The organism is Phenylobacterium sp. (genome assembly GCF_046290725.1).
In the GTDB taxonomy this organism is placed as follows: Bacteria; Pseudomonadota; Alphaproteobacteria; order Caulobacterales; family Caulobacteraceae; genus Phenylobacterium.
Genome location: NZ_JBKBUH010000001.1, coordinates 17,751 through 36,208 on the forward strand (window position 1 = coordinate 17,751; position 18,458 = coordinate 36,208).

Annotated in this window: 22 protein-coding genes and 1 pseudogene; 13 read left to right on the forward strand and 10 right to left on the reverse strand. The window is 68.6% G+C overall.

The window, feature by feature from the left end; all coding sequences use genetic code 11:
* Positions 1–178: 178 nt before the first annotated feature.
* Entirely contained in the window at positions 179–955 is a 777-nt protein-coding gene (locus tag ACK41C_RS00090) for a PhoH family protein (protein ID WP_409648816.1), read from the forward strand.
* 115 nt (positions 956–1,070) lie between these two features.
* On the opposite strand, the gene ACK41C_RS00095 is transcribed toward ACK41C_RS00090, so the two are convergent.
* From ACK41C_RS00095 to ACK41C_RS00105, 3 genes are all read right to left on the reverse strand, one after another.
* Positions 1,071–1,277, reverse strand: coding sequence for a DUF3126 family protein (locus ACK41C_RS00095; protein ID WP_409648818.1), 207 nt, complete (start codon positions 1,275–1,277; stop codon positions 1,071–1,073).
* A 71-nt stretch (positions 1,278–1,348) separates the two neighbouring features.
* Positions 1,349–2,179, reverse strand: a complete 831-nt coding sequence (cysE, locus tag ACK41C_RS00100) for a serine O-acetyltransferase (RefSeq protein WP_409648821.1) — start codon at positions 2,177–2,179, stop codon at positions 1,349–1,351.
* 28 nt (positions 2,180–2,207) lie between these two features.
* Positions 2,208–2,819: an NUDIX domain-containing protein gene (locus ACK41C_RS00105; RefSeq protein ID WP_409648824.1), complete on the reverse strand. Its 612-nt coding sequence runs from the start codon at positions 2,817–2,819 to the stop codon at positions 2,208–2,210.
* A gap of 83 nt (positions 2,820–2,902) precedes the next feature.
* On the opposite strand from ACK41C_RS00105, the gene ACK41C_RS00110 reads away from it, so the two are divergent.
* A complete protein-coding gene (locus tag ACK41C_RS00110) occupies positions 2,903–3,523 on the forward strand; it encodes a nitroreductase family protein (protein ID WP_409648827.1) in 621 nt (206 codons plus the stop codon).
* A gap of 280 nt (positions 3,524–3,803) precedes the next feature.
* On the opposite strand, the gene queF is transcribed toward ACK41C_RS00110, so the two are convergent.
* Positions 3,804–4,259 carry a preQ(1) synthase gene (queF, locus tag ACK41C_RS00115; RefSeq protein WP_409648830.1) on the reverse strand — a complete coding sequence of 152 codons (456 nt, stop codon included), beginning with the start codon at positions 4,257–4,259 and terminating at the stop codon, positions 3,804–3,806.
* 85 nt (positions 4,260–4,344) lie between these two features.
* Here queF and ACK41C_RS00120 point away from each other — a divergent pair, with 85 nt between their 5' ends.
* The 4 genes from ACK41C_RS00120 (at position 4,345) to ACK41C_RS00135 (ending at position 9,243) form a co-directional block, all read left to right on the forward strand.
* Positions 4,345–5,145 carry an SDR family NAD(P)-dependent oxidoreductase gene (locus ACK41C_RS00120; protein WP_409648834.1) on the forward strand — a complete coding sequence of 267 codons (801 nt, stop codon included), beginning with the start codon at positions 4,345–4,347 and terminating at the stop codon, positions 5,143–5,145.
* Between the two features lie 199 nt (positions 5,146–5,344).
* Positions 5,345–6,034 (forward strand): TorF family putative porin, encoded by a 690-nt coding sequence (locus ACK41C_RS00125; protein WP_409648836.1) that lies wholly within the window; start codon positions 5,345–5,347, stop codon positions 6,032–6,034.
* Between the two features lie 227 nt (positions 6,035–6,261).
* Positions 6,262–8,211 (forward strand): polysaccharide biosynthesis protein, encoded by a 1,950-nt coding sequence (locus ACK41C_RS00130; RefSeq protein WP_409648839.1) that lies wholly within the window; start codon positions 6,262–6,264, stop codon positions 8,209–8,211.
* A gap of 9 nt (positions 8,212–8,220) precedes the next feature.
* On the forward strand, positions 8,221–9,243 hold the full coding sequence (locus tag ACK41C_RS00135; protein WP_409648841.1) for an NAD-dependent epimerase: 1,023 nt from the start codon (positions 8,221–8,223) through the stop codon (positions 9,241–9,243).
* Here ACK41C_RS00135 and ACK41C_RS00140 read toward each other — a convergent pair.
* Complete coding sequence (locus tag ACK41C_RS00140; RefSeq protein ID WP_409648844.1) at positions 9,222–10,352, reverse strand: AGE family epimerase/isomerase; 1,131 nt, start codon at positions 10,350–10,352, stop codon at positions 9,222–9,224. The genes ACK41C_RS00135 and ACK41C_RS00140 overlap by 22 nt on opposite strands.
* A 10-nt stretch (positions 10,353–10,362) precedes the next feature.
* Positions 10,363–11,358 carry a UDP-glucose 4-epimerase GalE gene (gene galE, locus ACK41C_RS00145; protein WP_409648847.1) on the reverse strand — a complete coding sequence of 332 codons (996 nt, stop codon included), beginning with the start codon at positions 11,356–11,358 and terminating at the stop codon, positions 10,363–10,365.
* Between the two features lie 214 nt (positions 11,359–11,572).
* Between galE and ACK41C_RS00150 the strand changes: the two genes are divergently transcribed.
* On the forward strand, positions 11,573–11,710 hold the full coding sequence (locus ACK41C_RS00150; protein WP_409648850.1) for a hypothetical protein: 138 nt from the start codon (positions 11,573–11,575) through the stop codon (positions 11,708–11,710).
* A gap of 2 nt (positions 11,711–11,712) precedes the next feature.
* On the opposite strand, the gene ACK41C_RS00155 is transcribed toward ACK41C_RS00150, so the two are convergent.
* Positions 11,713–12,492, reverse strand: coding sequence for a competence/damage-inducible protein A (locus tag ACK41C_RS00155; protein ID WP_409648853.1), 780 nt, complete (start codon positions 12,490–12,492; stop codon positions 11,713–11,715).
* Between the two features lie 62 nt (positions 12,493–12,554).
* Between ACK41C_RS00155 and sfsA the strand changes: the two genes are divergently transcribed.
* The 6 genes and pseudogenes from sfsA to ACK41C_RS00185 all read left to right on the forward strand — a co-directional run bounded on the left by sfsA (position 12,555) and on the right by ACK41C_RS00185 (position 16,177).
* Complete coding sequence (gene sfsA, locus ACK41C_RS00160; RefSeq protein ID WP_409648856.1) at positions 12,555–13,256, forward strand: DNA/RNA nuclease SfsA; 702 nt, start codon at positions 12,555–12,557, stop codon at positions 13,254–13,256.
* A 34-nt stretch (positions 13,257–13,290) separates the two neighbouring features.
* The gene (locus ACK41C_RS00165; protein ID WP_409648859.1) at positions 13,291–13,848 is read left to right on the forward strand and encodes a hypothetical protein; all 558 of its coding nucleotides are present in this window, start codon (positions 13,291–13,293) and stop codon (positions 13,846–13,848) included.
* Positions 13,849–13,872: 24 nt separating this feature from the next.
* Positions 13,873–14,019: pseudogene (locus ACK41C_RS00170) on the forward strand (DNA/RNA nuclease SfsA); the annotation flags it as partial.
* Positions 14,016–14,834, forward strand: a complete 819-nt coding sequence (map, locus tag ACK41C_RS00175; RefSeq protein ID WP_409648861.1) for a type I methionyl aminopeptidase — start codon at positions 14,016–14,018, stop codon at positions 14,832–14,834. The pseudogene ACK41C_RS00170 and the gene map, both read left to right, overlap by 4 nt.
* Before the next feature lie 162 nt (positions 14,835–14,996).
* Positions 14,997–15,263 carry a hypothetical protein gene (locus ACK41C_RS00180; protein WP_409648863.1) on the forward strand — a complete coding sequence of 89 codons (267 nt, stop codon included), beginning with the start codon at positions 14,997–14,999 and terminating at the stop codon, positions 15,261–15,263.
* A gap of 119 nt (positions 15,264–15,382) precedes the next feature.
* On the forward strand, positions 15,383–16,177 hold the full coding sequence (locus tag ACK41C_RS00185; protein WP_409648866.1) for a WecB/TagA/CpsF family glycosyltransferase: 795 nt from the start codon (positions 15,383–15,385) through the stop codon (positions 16,175–16,177).
* A gap of 6 nt (positions 16,178–16,183) precedes the next feature.
* Here ACK41C_RS00185 and ACK41C_RS00190 read toward each other — a convergent pair whose 3' ends face one another.
* From ACK41C_RS00190 to ACK41C_RS00200, 3 genes are all read right to left on the reverse strand, one after another.
* Positions 16,184–17,386 (reverse strand): serine hydrolase domain-containing protein, encoded by a 1,203-nt coding sequence (locus ACK41C_RS00190; protein WP_409648869.1) that lies wholly within the window; start codon positions 17,384–17,386, stop codon positions 16,184–16,186.
* 74 nt (positions 17,387–17,460) lie between these two features.
* Entirely contained in the window at positions 17,461–17,841 is a 381-nt protein-coding gene (locus ACK41C_RS00195; protein ID WP_409648872.1) for a hypothetical protein, read from the reverse strand.
* A 215-nt stretch (positions 17,842–18,056) separates the two neighbouring features.
* Positions 18,057–18,389, reverse strand: a complete 333-nt coding sequence (locus tag ACK41C_RS00200) for a DUF1491 family protein (protein ID WP_409648875.1) — start codon at positions 18,387–18,389, stop codon at positions 18,057–18,059.
* Between the last annotated feature and the right edge of the window lie 69 nt (positions 18,390–18,458).

The window sequence follows — 18,458 nt, forward strand, 5'->3', positions numbered from 1 at the left end:
TCCGGCCTGCCGTGTGACGGAGTTTGGGGTTGTCGCGTTGGCCTCGGCGGGGTCCCCCGCCTGGATCAGTTCCGAACAGCGGACCGCCGGGCCGCCGCGCGCGAGACCGCCGCCCCCTCCAGAATTTGCCGACCCTCAAGGGCGAGCCATTCCGGCCTCGCCCTTTTTTCTTGCCCCGATGGAGGCCTTCATGACCAAGCGAGCTCTGAAGCGGCAACTGCGCGAAGGCGCGTTCGACGCCCGCCAGTTCGAGGACGACGGAAAAGTGCGCCGTCTGCCTGTGGATCGCGCCTGGTCCCCCCTGCCCCATTACAATGACGACCGCGACCAGGCCTATATGAAGACCATCAAGGCCAAGTCGCAGGGCCAGCAGGCCCTGATCGAGGCGATCGACGCGAAGAATCTCGTCCTGGCCCTCGGCCCGGCCGGCACCGGCAAGACCTATCTGGCCATCGCCAAGGCCGTGGAGGCGCTGGAGGCCGGCCGCGTCGGGCGCATCGTGCTCTCCCGACCGGCGGTGGAGGCCGGCGAATCCATCGGCTTCCTGCCGGGCGAGATGGAGGACAAGCTCGCGCCCTATCTGCGCCCGCTCTACGACGCCCTGTCCGACCGCCTGTCGATGAAGCGGGTGCGCGCCCTGATGGCCGAGGGCGCCATCGAGATCGCGCCGGTGGGTTTCATGCGCGGCCGCACTCTCAACAACGCTTTCGTCGTGATCGATGAGGCGCAGAACTGCACCTATGTGCAGCTCAAGATGCTGCTGACCCGCCTGGGCTGGCACTCAACCATGGTGGTCACCGGCGACCCGGCCCAGTCCGACCTGCTGCCGGAGCTCTCGGGCCTGGCGACCGTGGCCGAGAAGTTCGAAGCCGTCGACAACATCGCCGTCGTCCGCTTGGCCGACCGCGATATCGTCCGCCACCCCCTGGTCGCCGAAATGCTCGGCGTCCTCTGAACGCGGGTCTCCAGTCGAACTCGCGCCCGGCTCCGCAAACCGCCTCGGAGCCGGGCTTTTTCTTGGGCTTCAGGCGTCTTGAAGATCGCGGATCGGGCGGCGACGGGCTCGAGGGCTAAGGCAGGTCCTCGGCGAGGATCGCCATCTCGAACATGAAGGAGCCGTCCTCGTCCTCGTCCTGATAGACGACGCCGATGAACTCCTCGCCGATATAGACCTCGGCGGAATCCTTCTGCTTGGGCCGCGGGGCCAGGGTGATCCGCGCGTTGGCGAAGGCGCCGCGGAGGTAGCCTTCGATCTTGCGGATGGTCTTTTCGTCCACGGCCGGCTCCTCGATTCAACAGGCGCGCGAACCTAGCGGCTCGGGACGCCCGAGGAAACCGTCAGATGGCGTCAAATGACGTAGTCGTAGACCGCATCGGCCAGGGTGTGGTCCATCTTCCGCGCCGGCTCGTCGCAGGTCGGGCAGTTGACCAGCCGCGCCGGCACGCCAGCCGCCGTGCAGTGCGCCGGCACGGGCTTCAGAACTACCGAACCCGAGGCCACCTTGGCGTAGTCGCCGATCACGATATTGCCGAGAACCTTGGCGCCCGCGCCCAGCAGCACGCCCCTGCCGATCTTCGGGTGGCGGTCGCCGCGCTCGGCCCCCGTGCCGCCCAGGGTCACGCCCTGCAGCAGCGAGACGTCGTCGCCGATCACCGCCGTCTCGCCGATGACGATGCCGGTGCCATGGTCGATGAAGACGCCTGAGCCGATCCGGGTGGCGGGGTGGATGTCCACCTGGAACACCTCGCTCATCCGGCTTTGCAGATAAAGCGCGATGGTCTCGCGCCCCTGGTTCCACAGCCAATGGGCCACCCGTTGGGTCTGCAGCGCCTGGAACCCCTTGAAGAACAGGAAGGGCTGCACATAGCCCTTGCAGGCCGGGTCGCGCTCGAACACCGCCTTCAGGTCGGCCTCGGCCACGCTCACCAGTCGGGGATCGGCGCGATAGGCCGCGTCGGCCAGCTCGCGCAGGCTCATCGCCCGAAGCTCCTGGTCGCCCAGCTTGCGGGCGAGCTGGTAGGACAGGGCCGCCCCCAGGTCCTCGTGGCTCAGAATCACCGCATTGAGCAGCGAGGCGAGCGCCGGCTCGGCCTTCGCCGCCCGTTCGGCCTCCATGCGCAGACTCGCCCATACCGGCGGCGGGACGGCCGGATCGATGACTTCAAGGCGTTGGCTCACAGGCTCCTCCCGTCCCATGGCGGCTCCCTCATCCTATCATGCCGCGCGCCAGAGCGTCCGGCAAAAGCCCTTCACGGGCCATATGGTAGCCCCGCAACAACATCGCCACCGTCAGCGAGTCCTGAATGTGTCCGGCCATGGCCGCATCCAACGCCTCGCGGAACGGGACGCGCACGACGGCCAGATCCTCCGTTCCGTCGCCTTCCGGTTCGGCCGCCTGGGCCAGGCCCAGCGCCAGGAAGCCCACGGCCACCTCGTCCGTCACGGAATTGGAAAGCTGCATCCGCAACACCTCACGCCACTCGGAGGCCGCAAGCCCCGTCTCTTCGAGCAGTTCCCGCTTCGCCCCGTCCAGGGGATCCTCGGCCATGGGCCCGCCGCCCTCCGGGATCTCCCAGCTGTAGTCGCCGAGCGGCAAGCGCTGCTGGCCGACCAGCACCACCGACCCGTCGTCGTGCAGGGGCAGTACGGCCAGGGCCCGGTTCTTGAACGACACCACGCCGTAGAGCGCCGGCTGGCCGGTCGGGGCGAGCGCCGTCTCCTCCGTCACGCGGATCCAGGGGTTGTCGTAGACGCACCGGACTTCGCCACGCGTCCAGGGCCGCCCGTGCGGCGCCAGCCAGTCCGGTTTTTGCGACATATTCTCAACTAGCCTTGCGAAACGGCCTCGACGCCCCGATAACAGCGACCCCTGACCTCTTTCCTAAAGAAAGGGCCACGCCCTTGACCGCCGCAACCGATCTTCTCCCGCCGCCCCCCGCCTTCGGCGCTCCCGTCGAGCAGGCGCCTTGCCCGGAGGTGCTGCAGTTCCTGGCCCGCCGGCGTTCGACCCCGGCGCTCACCCTGCAGGCGCCTGGCCCCAATGCGGAGGAGGTCGCCGCCATGCTCCGGCTGGCCGTCCGGGTCCCCGACCACGGCAAGCTGGCGCCCTGGCGGTTCGTGCTGCTGCCGGCCGAGGAGAAGGCCGCCTTCGCCGCCCGCCTGGAGGCCCTGGCGCTGGCCCGCGGCGAGACCAAGGCCGCCGCCAAGCTCGCCAAGCTCAAGGTCCCGCCCTTCGCCGTGGCCGTGGTCGCCCGCCCGCGGCCACACGAAATCCCCGAGTGGGAGCAGATCCTGTCCGCCGGCGCAGTGGCGACGACCCTGCTCTTCGCCGCCCAGGCCATGGGTTATGGGGCCAATTGGATCACCGACTGGTACGCCTATGACGCCGAGGCCCGCGCCATCCTCGGCCTGGAGCCGGAGGAACGGGTGGCGGCGTTCATGCTGCTCGGAACGCCCGCCGAGCCGCCGCTCGAGCGCGAACGCCCCGATTCTGCGGCCCTGATCAGCACCTGGCGGGCCTGAGCCCTTCGAAAAACACGACGGCCGGGCGACGTCTCCGCCGCCCGGCCTGATAGTGACACGCCCGAGGAGAGTTGGGCGACAAGGTTATTAACACATATGGCCGGGGTCGACTAGTCGACGGCCCTGCGGCCTGCTGTCCGCCGCCACCATCACGCGAGCGTGATCCGGCGCCCCGCGGAACGATCCGCATCGCTTTCGATGTGAATACTTGGGCGCTTCCACCTGACGCGCGGCCATTTGCCCTCGCTGCCCTTTCGAAAGCAGAATAGCGCCGCGCGCCTTAGCCGCGACCTCTGTAAGGCGCCACGCCCTGATCCGGAATCCACAGGCCTTCGGGCGCTGGGCCGGTCTGCCAGAAGACGTCGATCGGTATGCCGCCCCGCGGGAACCAGTAACCGCCGATCCGCAGCCAGCGGGGCTGCGCGACCTCGACGATTCTGCGGCCGATCGCCACCGTGCAGTCCTCGTGGAACGCGCCGTGGTTTCGGAAAGCGCTCAGATAGAGCTTCAGCGACTTCGATTCGATCAGCCAATCGCCCGGCGCATAGTCGATCACCAGGTGCGCGAAATCCGGCTGCCCGGTCACGGGGCAGAGGGAGGTGAACTCCGGCGCGGTGAACCGCGCCAGGTAGAGGCTGTCCTTCTGCGGGTTGGGAACCCGTTCCAGGACCGCTTCTTCGGGGCTCGAAAAGCCGCGGACTTCACGGCCGAGCTGGGTCAGTTGGGTTTCGTCCATTCCGTGGCCATAGCCGCCAGGCGGCTTTGCGGCAACTTGCGCCAGCCGCTATCAATCGCCGCAAATCGAAGCGGAGGAGACGGGTGTGAGCGGCAGGGATTTCGAGAACTACGTCGTGGCGGTGACCGGGGCGTCCACCGGTCTGGGGCGGGCGATCGCCATCGAAGTCGCAAGCCGCGGGGCGGCCGCGGTGATCGTCAACTACGCCCGCAGCGCCCAGGAGGCCGAGGAGACCGCCCGACTCGTGGAGGCGAAGGGCGCCAAGACGGTGCTGGCCCAGGGCGACGTCGCCTCCGACGCAGACTGCCGCGCCGTCGCCAGGGCGGCCGAGCCCTTCGGCCGGGTCGACGCGCTGTTCAACAACGCCGGAGTCACAAAGTTCGCGCCCAACCATGCCGATCTGGAGGCGGTGGCGGCCGAGGATTTCCTGCGCATCTACGGCGTCAACGTGGTCGGCGCCTTCCAGATGATCCGCGCCTTGCGGCCCCTGCTCGAGGCTGCGCCGCAGCCGGGCGCGGTGGTTAACACCTCCTCCATCGCCGGCATCCTCGGCATCGGCTCCTCGGTGCCCTATGCGGCCTCGAAAGGAGCGATGAACATCCTCACCCTCTCGCTCGCCCGCGCGCTGGCGCCGAAGATCCGGGTCAATGCGATCTGCCCCGGCTTCATCGACACGCCCTGGTTCGTGAAAGGGGCCGGCGAGGACGGCGCGGCGCGGGTGCGGGCGAGCGCGGCTGCCGGCGCGCCCCTCAAGGTCGCCTCCACGGCCGAGGACGTGGCCGCTGCGGCCGTGTTCCTCGCCTCGCCGGCCTCACGGCATGTGACCGGCGAAACCCTGCTGGTGGACGCCGGGACTCACCTGAACAATGGAGCAGGCCCTCGCTGAGCCAAGCTTGGCCGTTGCGCGGAAGGCACAGGTCGGCGCCTAAAAACGGGGCGCCGCGCTCCGTTAACGCACAAAGTTCGAACACGGCGTAGCTACGCCCCACCGCAGGTTCGGCTCGGATTGATCTGCCGGACGCCGCCATGGCGATGTCCGGACGTCGGTCGGCCGAGCCTGATCGGAGAAAATGGGGATAAACGAAATGAAAGCCTTGAAAATCAGTCTTCTCGCCGCCGCCGCCTCTGTGGCCATGACCGGCGCCGCTTCCGCGCAGGAAGTGTTCGACTTCTCGTTCAACCTCGGCGCGGCCACCGACTACGCCTTCCGCGGCGTCAGCCAGACCGACGAAAACTTCCAGGTGTTCGGCGGGATCGACACCACGCTCTGGGGCGTCGGCTATGCCGGCGTCTGGGTCTCCAACGTCGACTTCGACGATGGCACCAAGGGCGAATACGACCTCTACGCCGGCGTCACGCCCCAGGTCGGCCCTGTCAGCCTCGACCTCGGCGTCATCTACTACGGCTACATGAACCAGCCCTCCGGCTCCCATTACGACTTCATCGAGTGGAAGGTCGCGGGCTCGGTTCCGGTCGGCCCGGCCACGGTCGGCGCGGCGTTCTACTATTCCGACGACTTCTTCGGCGCCACGGGCCCGGCCAACTATGTCGAGCTCAACGGCGAGGTTCCGGTGGCCGAGAAGGTCAGCATCTCGGGCGCCGTAGGCCGCCAGCAGATCAAGGGCCCGGGCGACTACAACACCTGGAACCTGGGCGTCTCCTACGCCCTGAACGACATCGTCGGCTTCGACCTGCGTTACCACGACACCGACGAGCACTCCTTCGGCGACATCTATGAAAGCCGCGTGGTGCTGAGCCTGAAGGCCGAATTCTAAAGCACGGGCCATTCCGGCACGTACGAAAGCCGCCCCGGCGACGGGGCGGCTTTCTTCATTCTAACCGTTATAAGCTTTTGAAGGAATTCGCAGAAAGTTCCCACCGTCGCCAAAAAATGGCCAAGTGTGGGTTTAGAACCTCGCGCCTTGCAGATTCGTTGGACGGCGCCTTCGCGCCGTCTATGTTGCAGCCGGACAGTGAGCGGAGCACGCGACTCATGGAGCAGATGGCCCATCGAGCCCAGACCATCGTCGCGGATACTCTGATCGCTTCGGGCGCTTTCGTTCTCGCCTATCTGCTGTCTTCGGCCCGGGTCGAGGCCGGAGGCGACAGCGTCGCCGACCTGAAAATGGCTCAGCACGCGATCATCTATACTGGCCTCGCCGCCACCTTCTCCATCATCTTCCGTCGCGAGCTTTCGCCCTGGCGTTATGTCTCGATACCCGACGCCCTGGTGCTGGCCCGCACGGCCATCCTCACCGCCGGGGTCTTCCTGCTCGCCGCCTTCGTGATCGACCGGGCGGAGGGCCTGCCCCGTTCCGTCCTGGCCATGGCGGTGGTCTTCCAGATGGTGGGGTCGATGGGCGCGCGGATCGCCCGCCGGGCGCTGCACGAGCATGCGCTGGAGACGTTCGCGCCCCTGAAGGGCGCCCACGACCGCGCCTCCCAGGCGCCGTCCCTGCTGCTGATCGGCCCGCCGGCCCTGGCCGACACCTATCTGCGCGACGCCGGCCGGCGGCCCGACCGGCCCTGGACCCCGGTCGGCATCGTCAGCCCCGACCCACGCGACGTCGGCCAGCAGATGCGCGGCGTCTGCGTGATCGAATCCATGGCCAAGCTCGACGAAGCCCTGGCCGACCTGCGCCGCTGGAACCGCTATCCGCGCGCCGTCCTGTTCCTGGAGGAGCCGGGCCGCCTGCGCGGGCTCACCGCCGATCAACTCGGCCGCCTGAAGAATGACGGGATCCGCCTCTTGCGCCTGCCCTCCATTGTCGAACTGGCCCACCAAGGCGGCATGAACCTGGTTCCGATGCGCGACATCAGCGTCGAGGAGCTCCTGGCCCGCGAGCCGATCGAGCTTGACCGCGAGGCGGTCGGCGCCCTGATCCGCGGCCGGCGCGTGCTGATCACCGGCGCCGGCGGCTCCATCGGCGCCGAGCTCTGCCGTCAGGTGGCCAGCTTCGAGGCGGGCCACCTGAGCCTGCTGGACTTCTCCGAAACCTCGCTCTTCGAGATCAACCGGGAGCTGGCCGAAACCTGGCCGGCGCTGTCGCGCGCCGCCGTGCTCTGCGACGTGCGCAATCCCACTCGCCTGGAGCAGGCCTTTGCCACTGAGCGGCCGGACATCGTCTTCCACGCTGCGGCGCTCAAGCACGTCTCCATGGTTGAGAACCATCCGTGCGAGGGCGTGCTGACCAACGTCGTCGGCACCTGGAACGTGGCCGAGGCGGCCAAGGCCTGCGGCGCGGCCCAGATGGTGCTGATCTCCACCGACAAGGCCGTGGACCCTTCCAACGTCATGGGCGCGACCAAGCGGCTGGCCGAGGCCGTCATCCAGGCCCAGCAGTGGAGCCCCGGCGCCACCCGCTTCGCGGCCGTGCGGTTCGGCAACGTCCTGGGCTCGGCCGGGTCGGTGGTGCCGATCTTCAAATCGCAGATCGACCGCGGCGGCCCGGTCACCATCACGCACGAGAAGATGGAACGGTTCTTCATGACCATTCCGGAGGCCGCCCAGCTCGTGCTGCACGCCACGGCCACCAGCGCCGAGGGCGACCAGGGCAATGCGCGCCTGTTCCTGCTGGAGATGGGCAAGCCCGTGCGGATCATGGACCTGGCCCGCCAGATGATCGCGCTTTCCGGCCGTGCGCCCGGCAAGGACATCGAGATCGAGATCACCGGCCTGCGCCCCGGCGAGAAGCTGACCGAGTCCCTGCTCGATGAGACGGAGCGCTCGATTCCCTGCGCGCCGAAGGTGATGGAGGTGGTCTCCGCCTCGGCCCTGCGCGTCACCGCCGCCCACCTGATGGAGCTGGAAGCCCTCGCCCAGCGGGGCGAGGTCGACGCCGTGCGCGCCGGCCTGTTCGACCTGGTGGCCCAGATCCGCGGCGAGAAGCCCACCCCCGCGCCCAACCTGCGGGTCGTCGCGGGCGGTGACGGCGCGCGCGCGAGCGGCTAATCGGAGCGCATGGCGCTCATCCTCGTCACCGGCGCGGCCGGCTTCATCGGATCGCACGTCGCCCACCGCCTGCTGGATCGCGGCGACGAGGTGCTGGGCCTCGACAACCTCAACACCTATTACGATCCGGCGCTGAAGCAGGCGCGGCTGGCGCGACTGGAGACCCGCCCCGGCTATCGCCACGCCGTCGTCGATCTCGCCGACCGCGAATCCATGGCGCGGCTCTTTGCCGAGGCGCGGCCGCAAGGCGTCGTCCACCTCGCCGCCCAGGCGGGCGTCCGCTACAGTCTCGAGCAGCCGGCGGCCTATGTGGACTCAAACCTGGTGGGTTTCCTGTCGATCCTGGAAGGCTGCCGCGCCGTCGCCCCCTCGCACCTGGTCTACGCCTCGACCAGCTCGGTCTACGGCGCCAACGGCAAGCTGCCGTTCTCGGTCCACGACTCCGCCCAGCACCCGATCACCCTCTATGCAGCCACCAAGATCGCCAACGAGGCGATGGCCCATTCCTACGCCCACCTGTTCGGGATCCCGGCCACGGGCCTGCGCTTCTTTACGGTCTACGGCCCCTGGGGCCGGCCGGACATGGCGCTCTTCAAGTTCACCCAGGCGATCCTCGAAGGGCGGCCCATCGACGTCTACGGCCAGGGCAAGATGCAGCGCGACTTCACCTATATCGACGACATCGCCGCCGGGGTCGTGGCCGCCCTCGATCGCCCGCCGCAGGCCGATCCCGCCTGGGACCCGCAAGCCCCCGACCCGGCGACCAGCGGCGTCGCCCCGTGGCGGATCCTCAACCTCGGCGCCAGCCGGCCGGTCGAGCTGATGCGCTACATCCAGGTCCTGGAGGAGAAGATCGGCCGCAAGGCGGAGCTCAACATGATGCCCATGCAGCCGGGCGACGTGGTCCGCACGGAAGCCGATGTCGCCGAGACCATGGCCGCCCTCGACTATGCGCCGGACACGCCCATCGAGGTCGGCGTCGGCCGCTTCGTCGACTGGTATCTCGACTATTACCGCGTGGGCCGCAACTGAGCGGTCAGGGGCTCCGCCTCGAACAGCTTCAGGCAGGCGCAGAGGATGTGATAGAGCGCGGTCGCCCGCACCGGCTCCTCCACCAGCCGCCCTTCGGCGTCCATCCGGTCGAACCACAGGCCTGGCGTCGGCGTCGCCAGGAACAGGCGCAGGGCGTTGGCGGCTTCCAGCGCCCGCGGCGCATCGCCCATGATCAGGGCCGCCTTCAGGAATTCGGTCTGCGGCCAGATCTGGGTTCCGGCCTCGCGTACGCTCAGATCCTCCCAAAGGGCGCCGACCGCCACGCCACGTGCGGGATCGACCCCGCGGAGGCCGCAGTCGTAGAGCGTGCGCGCCGCGGAGAGCGCGCCCTCATCCGCCCGCGCCCGGCCCCACCGCGTTAGCAGCCAGGCCCATTCGAACTGGTGCCCCGGCTCCACCAGCCGCCCGTCGTCGCCGGCCGCGGGCCGCCATTCGGCGTCGAAGAACTCCCGCAGGAAGCCGACGTCCGGATCGATGAACCGCGCGAGGGCGAAGGTTGCCATCTCATCCGCCAGACCCGCCCAGCCGGGTTCGCCCAATTCCTCCCAGGCCAGGGCCGCCTCCAGGAGGTGCATATGGCAGTTGGCCTGGAACGGTTGCGGCCCCGCCTCCCGGAACAGGCCCGCCGGATGCCGCAGGGTCTCCAGAGCCGCCCGCAGGCGCGCGGCGCTCGCCGGCAGGTCGCCCGCGCCCGGCGCCACGCGGTGCAGGCTCGCCATCCCCAACAGGGCGAAGGCCTGGTCGTAGATCCAGGGGGTCTCGTCGATCGGCGTCCCGTCCTCGTCGGTCAGGGTCCGTAGCAGGGCGTCCGGCCGTAGGTGCCGCCCAAGGAAGACCTCCAGCCCCCGCCGGGCGATCTCCACGCCCGGTCCCGACCAGCCCGCGCCGCCGCTCTCGGCGAAGCAGTAGACCTGCCGCCCCTGGGTTCGCCCCCGCCGCGGCCGGGGCAGCGGCGCGCCGGCCAGGGTCAGGGCGTCGCGGAAGCCACCCGCCGCATCGACGCCCGCCGCGGCCCAGAGCGGGAAGGCGGCCGCCCTCAGCCAGTCCCTGTACCAGGCCGCCGCCTCACCCAAGCCCTTGAATCGCAAGCCGACGTTCCTATTCCGCCGCCTCTCGCGTTCGTGCGGCCTCCGCCTGATGCCAGTTCCAGGCGCTCTTGACGATGGATTTCAGGTCGTGCCTGGGCGACCAGCCGAGCACCTGGCGGGCCTTGCGGTTGTCGGCCACCAGCACCGGAGCGTCGCCCTCGCGCCGGGGCGCGATCTCCGCCTCGAAATTCGAGCCGGACGCCCAATGCACCGCTTCCAGCAACTCCTTCACGCTGGTCCCCTGCCCGGTCCCCAGGTTGAAGACGTCCGAGCCGCCGCCGGCCAGCAGCCGCCGCAGGGCCAACACGTGCGCGTCGGCCAGGTCCAGAACGTGTACATAGTCGCGGATCGCCGTGCCGTCGGGCGTCGGATAGTCCTGGCCGAAGATCTTGAAGCCGTGGGCCGAATCCATCGCCGCGCGGATAGCCAGCGGGATGGCGTGGGTCTCCGGCTCGTGCCGCTCGCCGATGCGGCCTTCAGGATCGGCCCCGGCGGCGTTGAAATAGCGCAGGGCGATGGAGCGGAAGCCGGCGTGACGGTCGAGGTCCCGCAGCATCTCCTCGACCATCAGCTTGGAGCGGCCATAGGGGTTCAGCGGGGCCTGCGGATGGCTCTCGTCCATCGGCGTGCGCACCGGAGCGCCGTAGGTGGCGCAGGTGGAGGAGAAGACGAAGGCGTCCACGCCCGCCCGCCGGGCCGCCTGGATCAGGCCGAGCGCGCCGGCCACATTGTTCTCATAGAAGCCGCCGGGGTTCTTCACCGACTCCCCGACCTCGATCAGGGCCGCGAAATGCAGCACCGCCGCGGGCCGGTGCTTGGCGAACACCTCGTCCAGCCGAACGGGATCGCGGATGTCGCCCACCTCCAGCGGGCCCCACTGAACGAAGGCAGCATGGCCGTTGGAAAGATTGTCCAGGGTCACCGGCCGGAACCCGGCCTCGGCCAGCCTCAGGCACGTGTGGGCGCCGACATAGCCGGCGCCGCCGGCCACGAGAACGGTCTGCATTACGCCTCCAGGAAGTGGAGCCCCGCCGAATCACCCATAGCACGGCCTCCGCAAAGGTCCGGCGACGAATTCCCGTCGCAAGAGACGGAAACCGCCCATGGCCTCACCACAACGTGTGGGCCGCCCGCGTGAGTCGCACGTGACAGCCGCAATCGCCGTTGCAATACTGAAGCTTGAAGAGCCCCTCAGAGGCTCAAGGAAAAGGGAAACGCCCATGGCCTTTCTTTCCCAAGCCGAGCGCCTTTCCACGCGCCGGCGGCCGATCTCGGTGAACTGGGACGTCGTTTTCCTTCTGGCGGCCAACGCCTTGGCCTGGGCGATCATCGTCAAGCTCGTCGCCCGCTTCTCTTGACGCTAGGCGCCGGGCGGCGCCTCCACCTCGCGCAGAGTCTCCACGCCGGCGGCCTTCAGGGCGCCGATCAGCTCGGCCACCGTCGCCTCCACTTCCGCCGGGTCGCGCCCGCGCAGCACAAGGTTGGAGCCGTAGCCCCCGTCGCCGAAGAAGGGGTAGCTGCCCAGGGACATCTGCGGATGGTTGCGCGCCACCGCCTCCAGCGGCGCGGCGATGGCCCCTTCGCCGGAGCCCTCCACCCGCACCGTGCGCGAGATCACCACCGCCCCGCTGCGCAGCCGCCAGCCCACGTCCTCCAGCATGCCGCGCATGATCATCGGCACGCCGGCCAGGACGAAGACATTGCCGATGGTGAAGCCGGGCGGCCCCTGCACCGGGTTCTTCACCAGCTCCCCGCCCACCGGCACCCGCGCCATGCGCCGGCGCGCGGCGTTCAGCTCGCTTCCCCAGCGGGCCTGCATCATGGCCAGGATGTCGGGGTGCTCGTAGAGCTCCACCCCGAAGGCGGCGGCGACCGCATCGGCGGTGATGTCGTCGTGGGTCGGGCCGATCCCGCCGGTGGTGATGACGTAGTCGTAGCGGCTCCGCAGCGCATCCAGCGCCGCCACGATCTCCTCCAGCACGTCCGGCACGGTGCGGGCTTCGGCCAGATCCACCCCGTGAACGCCCAGATAGAGGGCGATATCGCGCAGGTTGGTGTCCTGCGTGCGGCCCGAGAGGATCTCGTCGCCGATGATCAGCACGCCCGCCGTCACCCGGTCCGCGCCCGCCGGACTCCCCATTCGCCGCTCCTTGGCCTAGATGCGCCCTTCGCACCCTTACGCCTTCCGGACTAACCCCGCCCATGGACTTCCCGCAACCGCTGATCCCCGCTCGGCTCCTCCAGCGCTACAAGCGCTTCTTCGCCGACGTGGCGCTGGACGACGGGACCGAGCTCACCGCCCACTGCCCCAATCCTGGGGCGATGCTGGGCCTGAACACGCCGGGCCTGCGCTGCTGGCTTTCGCGGTCCGACGACCCGAAGCGCAAGCTCGCCCACACCCTGGAGCTGATGGAGGCCGACGGCGGGCTGGTCGGCATCAACACCCTGCACCCCAATCGCCTGGTGGCCGAGGCCCTGGCGGCGGACGCCATCCCCGAGGTCGCCGGCTATGTCAGCCACCGGCGCGAAGTGAAGTACGGCGTAAACTCCCGCATCGACTTCCTGCTGGAGCATCCCGACCGCCCGCCCTGCTGGCTGGAGGTGAAGAACGTCCACCTCATGAGAACGCCGGGGCTCGCGGAATTTCCCGACTGCGTTGCCGCGAGATCGCTCAAACATCTACGCGAGCTTGAGACGATGGTGGCCAACGGTAACCGCGCTGTGGTTCTATTTGTGGTTCAGCGAGCGGATTGCGGCGAATTCAGTGCATGCCAGGATCTCGACCGTGCATTCGCCCTTGGTTTGGATCAAGCGGCCGTGGCGGGGGTGGAAGTACTCGTCTACGGCTGCGATCTGACTGTGGACAGCGTGAGGATTGGTCGCCGAATAGAATGGCGCCGATGACCGGGCACACTCCTCTGCCGACCATGGATTGCTGATGACCAGTCCAGACGCTGTTACCGGCGTTCCCTACAGGCCTGATATCCACGAGGTGAGTGAGTGGTCCCGAGCGATTTACGATCACCTCAGAGACTGGGCCGCCTCGCGCGAGGGGAAGTGGGAACGCTGGGAGCCGGGCTATCTGCTGATGACGATCACCTCTGACAATGGAACCGAAGTTGAGCCCATACAGATCTACACTGCTGACGAAGAGCTGACGGTCACCTTCGGATTCTGGGAAACGCACCTTCCTGCACCAGGCTGGTCGGGGGAAGATGACGACAAGATCGCCTCTGCAGAAGCTCGAGATCTGGTGGAGGATTGGCTCTCGGGACGCATGTTTACCGCCATCTATTTCAATGGCGGCGGACAATGGTGCGGCTCGCTAAGCGTCGAGGCCGATCAGGACCTCAGCGATCGGCTTCGATACGGAAGAGACTGGATGCGGAGCTTCAAGCCCGCGCGGATCGAGGTGCGTCGTCCGCGCAAGGCGGAGTGGCGGCATTTCGATCTCAAGGGGGGCGACATCGTCGAGGTTGACGCGCTGGGAGATTAAGCTGAGGCAAGCGCCTGCGCCGATCTCGACCCGAAATACGCCGCGGGCCTGAACGCTGCGGCGGCGCGGGGCGTTGAAGTCCTGTGCTATGATTGCGACATAAGCCCGACAGGCGTCCGCCTCGCCCGCCCGATCCCCTGGCGCGACGCGGACCGCAAGGAAAGCCCATGAACGACGTCCTCGCCGCCGAGAACCGCACCGGCCAGATCCGCCTCCACGGCGCGGAAGGCTTCGAAGGCATGCGCAAGGCCGGCCGCCTGGCCGCCGAGTGCCTGGACATGCTGACCCCGCACGTGAAACCCGGCGCGGTCACCGAGGCGCTGGACGACCTGGCCCGGGAATTCATCCTGGACCACGGGGCGATCCCGGCCTGCCTGTTCTATCGCGGCTACGGCAAGACCACCTGCATCTCGCCCAACCACGTCGTCTGCCACGGCATCCCGGGCGAGCGGACCCTGCGCGAGGGCGACATCGTCAATATCGACGTCACGGTCATCGTCGACGGCTGGCACGGCGACACCAGCCGCATGTACGGCGTCGGCCCCGTCGCCCCGCGGGCCAAGCGCCTGATCGACGTCACCTACGAGTCGCTGCAGCGCGGCATCGACGTGGTCAAGCCCGGCGCCACCACCGGCGACATCGGCCAGGCCATCCAATCCTATGTGGAGAGCATGCGCTGCTCGGTGGTGCGCGACTTCTGCGGTCACGGCCTGGGGCGGGTGTTCCACGACGCCCCCAACATCCTGCACTTCGGTCAGCGCGGCGCGGGCGAGGTGCTTAAAGCCGGCATGTTCTTCACCATCGAGCCCATGGTGAATCTCGGCAAGCCGTCGGTGAAGCTGCTGGCCGACGGCTGGACGGCGGTGACCCGCGACAAGTCGCTTTCGGCGCAGTGCGAGCATTCCATCGGCGTCACCGAGACCGGCTGCGAGATCTTCACCGCCTCGCCCGCAGGCCTCTTCCGGCCGCCGGTGATCGCCGCCTGACCGTGCGGCGCCCGCCTGGGCGTCAACCCCGGAAATTTGCAGCTGAACCACATTTTGGGGGTTCGCAAGATTCGCGCGCCTCGCCATATTCCGCGCCCGGGGGACGTCACCGTCAGAAGCGCGCCAAGCCAAGCTGGGCTTGGCCTTTTCGAAAGGCCCCCGATGCCGCACGTTCCGCAAACGCGCCCGCTGTCCCGCATCGCCACCCTGTTCGTCGGCTTCGTCGGCCTGTCGGTCTTTGCGGTGGCGTGGGGCTATTTCGTCGTCAACTTCGGCTGGTGGGGCGGCGCGCTCGGCTGGTGGCCGGCCACGGTGGTCGGCGCCGGCAGCGCCTTCCTGTTCGCCCTCGCCCTGGGCGCCCTGCGGCGGCCCCAGCCCGCCAAGACCCCTTCAGCCTCGCCCGAACGGGCGCCCGCCAGAGAAATTTAACGCCCAAAGCCTAGTCTGGCGCGAACGATCGGGCCCGGGCACACCAGACTTTGGAACGCCGAAGAACTCCCCGCACGCCGTTCCGACGGCAGAGACGACACGGCCTGGAGCGCGTGCGCGTGCTCGGCGCCGACGTCGATCTCGTGCGGCCCGAGGAGGTGATGCACCACGTGGAGGCGGCGGTCGGCTCCCGGACGCCCTTTCTGGTGGCCAACCACAATCTCCACAGCCTTTACCTCACCCGCCGCGATCCGGGGCTGGGGCGTTTCTTCGACCAGGCCGACCTCGTCGAGGTGGACTCCACCCCGCTGATCTTCTTCACCAAGCTCTTGGGCCTGCATTCGCGGCAGTTCCACCGCTGCACCTACCTCGACTGGCGCGACCACTTCTGGAGCCTGGCCAACCGCAAGGGATGGCGAATCTTCTACCTCGGCGGCGCGCCCGGCGTGGCCGAGAAGGCCAAGGCGAGCCTCACCGCGCGCTATCCCCGGGCGCAGATCGCCACCCGCCACGGCTATTTCGACGCCGCGCCCGGTTCGGACGCCAACGCCGACCTGCTGGCCGAGATCGCCGCCTACCGGCCCGACATCCTGTTCGTCGGCATGGGCATGCCGCGCCAGGAGCAGTGGATCCTCGATCATCGCGGTCGCCTGCCGCCCTGCGTCACCTTCTCGGTCGGCGCGGCGTTCGACTATGAGGCGGGCGTTCAGCGCGCCGCGCCACGCTGGATGGGCCGCGCCGGCCTGGAGTGGATGTTCCGCTTGGCGGTCGACCCCCGCCGGCTGTTCCGCCGCTACTGCATCGAACCGTGGTTCCTGATCGGACCGGCGACGCGGGACCTGTTCGAAGCTTTCGCCGCGGGGCGCCTGCTTCGCAAACCTCCGGCGGCCCGCCCGCAGAGCGTCGAGGCCTGAGCCAGCCTACCGGTCGAGGGCGGAAGCGGCTCGCTCCAAAGAACCGGCCAGCTTCAGCACCGCGGGGTCTCCGAACGGCAGCAACTGGGTCATCAGCACCCCCGCCCGCCCCGCCGCCCGGTCGGCCCAATAATAGGTGTTGAAGAGCCCGCCCCAGCTCAGAGAGCCGGGCCCACGCCCGTTCGGTCCAGCCTGGGGCGAGATCATGGCCGCCAGGCCCCAGCCGGTCGGCTGATCGGGGAAGAGATCGAAATCGTGGGTCAGCATCGGATTCGCCGACTGGAACGCTCCAGCGCGGACCGATCCGGTCTGCGGCTGGAACAGAAGGGCGACCGTCTCTGGCGCCAGCACCTGCCGCCCCTCCAGCGTTCCGTCGTTCAACAGCATCCGCAGAAACCGTCCGTAGTCGCCCGCCGTGCCATAAAGCCCCCCGCCGCCCGAGAACACCTCGGGATCCTCCAGGATCGGCGCAGGTGAAGGTATCGGAGCCACCTTGCCGTCCGGCGTTCGCAGATGCGCCCCGGCGAGGCGTCCAACCTGCTCCGGCGAAGGCCGGAAGCTGGTTTCGGCCATCCCGAGCGGCCCAAGAACGTTCTCCGCGAGATAAACGTCGAGCCTTCGTCCGCTGGCCGCTTCGACCGCCAGGCCGGCCCAGTCGACACCGATCCCATAGGCCCAGCGCTCCCCCGGATCGAAGAGCAGCGGCTGCACATGGGCCGCGCGCAGGCCGGTTACCACGCTGGGCGCGCCAGCGGTCTCCGCCCAGCGCGCAAGCTCGCGGCTCGTGAAGTCGTAGCCGAACCCAGAGGTGTGGGTGAGCAGATGCCGCAGGGTGACTGGCCGCCGCGCCGGGCGCAGCCGCGGCGCGCCGTCGGTTTCGAAACCGTCCAGGACCTTCAAATCCGCGAATTCGGGCAGGAGCCCGGCGAGATTGCCGTCGAGGCTCAGGCCCCCGCGCTCCACTTGTTGCAGGGCGGCGACCGAAACCACCGCCTTGGTCATGGAAGCCAACCAGAAGACGGTGGCGGCGTCCATCGGCGTAGGGCTCCCGAACGAGCGGACGCCAGCCGCGGTTTCGAAGACCACGCCCTCGCCGTCGGTCACAAGGGCGACGGCCCCAGCGACAGCGCCAGCTGCGACGGCCGCGGCGAGTTCGGCCTCGAATGATGAGAAGCTCGCCGCTTCCGACGCCACGTCGAGCGAAACCATGATCCCTCCCCTCGGGGCCGCTGCGGGCGCCTTTGGGCGATCAGATCACAGATCGGCGACGAAATCCCGCCCGCTCAGGCCGCCAGGCGCCGCCAGACCTGCCGGTCGGTCCAGACCGTGTCGAGCAAACCCTCGTCCTGGCGGCGATGCAGGTTCGCCATCACCTCGAAGTCGACGCTGGCGAAGCGCACGGCCACGTCGTCGGGCCGACAGGCGAAGGCGGGCGCGGTGAACAGCGCGGCGTTGATCGCCGGCGACTTGGCGATGATCAGGGTGGCCAGCCGCTTGGCGCGCTCAGGCTTGCGCAGGTGCAGCAGGGGATCGTCGGCATAGAGCTCCTGCCCCAGCCGCCGCACCGCCGGCAGGGTCAGCGCCTGAAAGCGCCGGCCGGCCATCTTGGGGGACAGCTTGATCGAATCGAGGTTCAGGACCGCGTCGTTCATCAGGAAGAGCATGCAGGGTACGCCGGACGCTTTCGGGGGACGCCCGTTATGCCGCTGCGGCGCTTTCGCTCAGGTTGAAAAAGGCGGTGAACGGCGCGTTCACCGTGCTCTTGGAGCGCGTTCCGCAAAAGTGGAGCCCGATTTCGCGATCAGAATGCGCTCAAGTCTTTGAATTAGAGCATGACGCGGTCAGATGATTCCCTCCGACCACATCGTGCTCTGGGCCTTCAGCCCTGCTCGACCGGCTCGACCAGGAAGTGCCGCCCCTCGCGGTCTTCGATCTCCACCACCCACAGGTCCGGATCGATGCGCAGGGCGCGCTCGATATAGCGGTCGAGATCGGCTTCGGTCTCCGAAAGCGAGGGCTGCATCCACACCCGCTCGCCGTCCCCGCGGGTGGCCTCGGCGTAGAGGCGGGTGGTCCCCTGTCCCCGGTTCAGCACCTTGATCAGTACGCTGCCGGCCCGGGCGTCGCCCTTGCGGGCCACCACGGCGAAGCCGCCGCCCAGTTCCACGCGGCGGATCAAGGCGGCGACCCAGATGTCGGTGGAAAGCAGCATGCGGCCTCGATAACCGAACGGAAAGGCCGATCGTCCAAGCTTCGGCCACAGGTCTGGAACCTATACGAG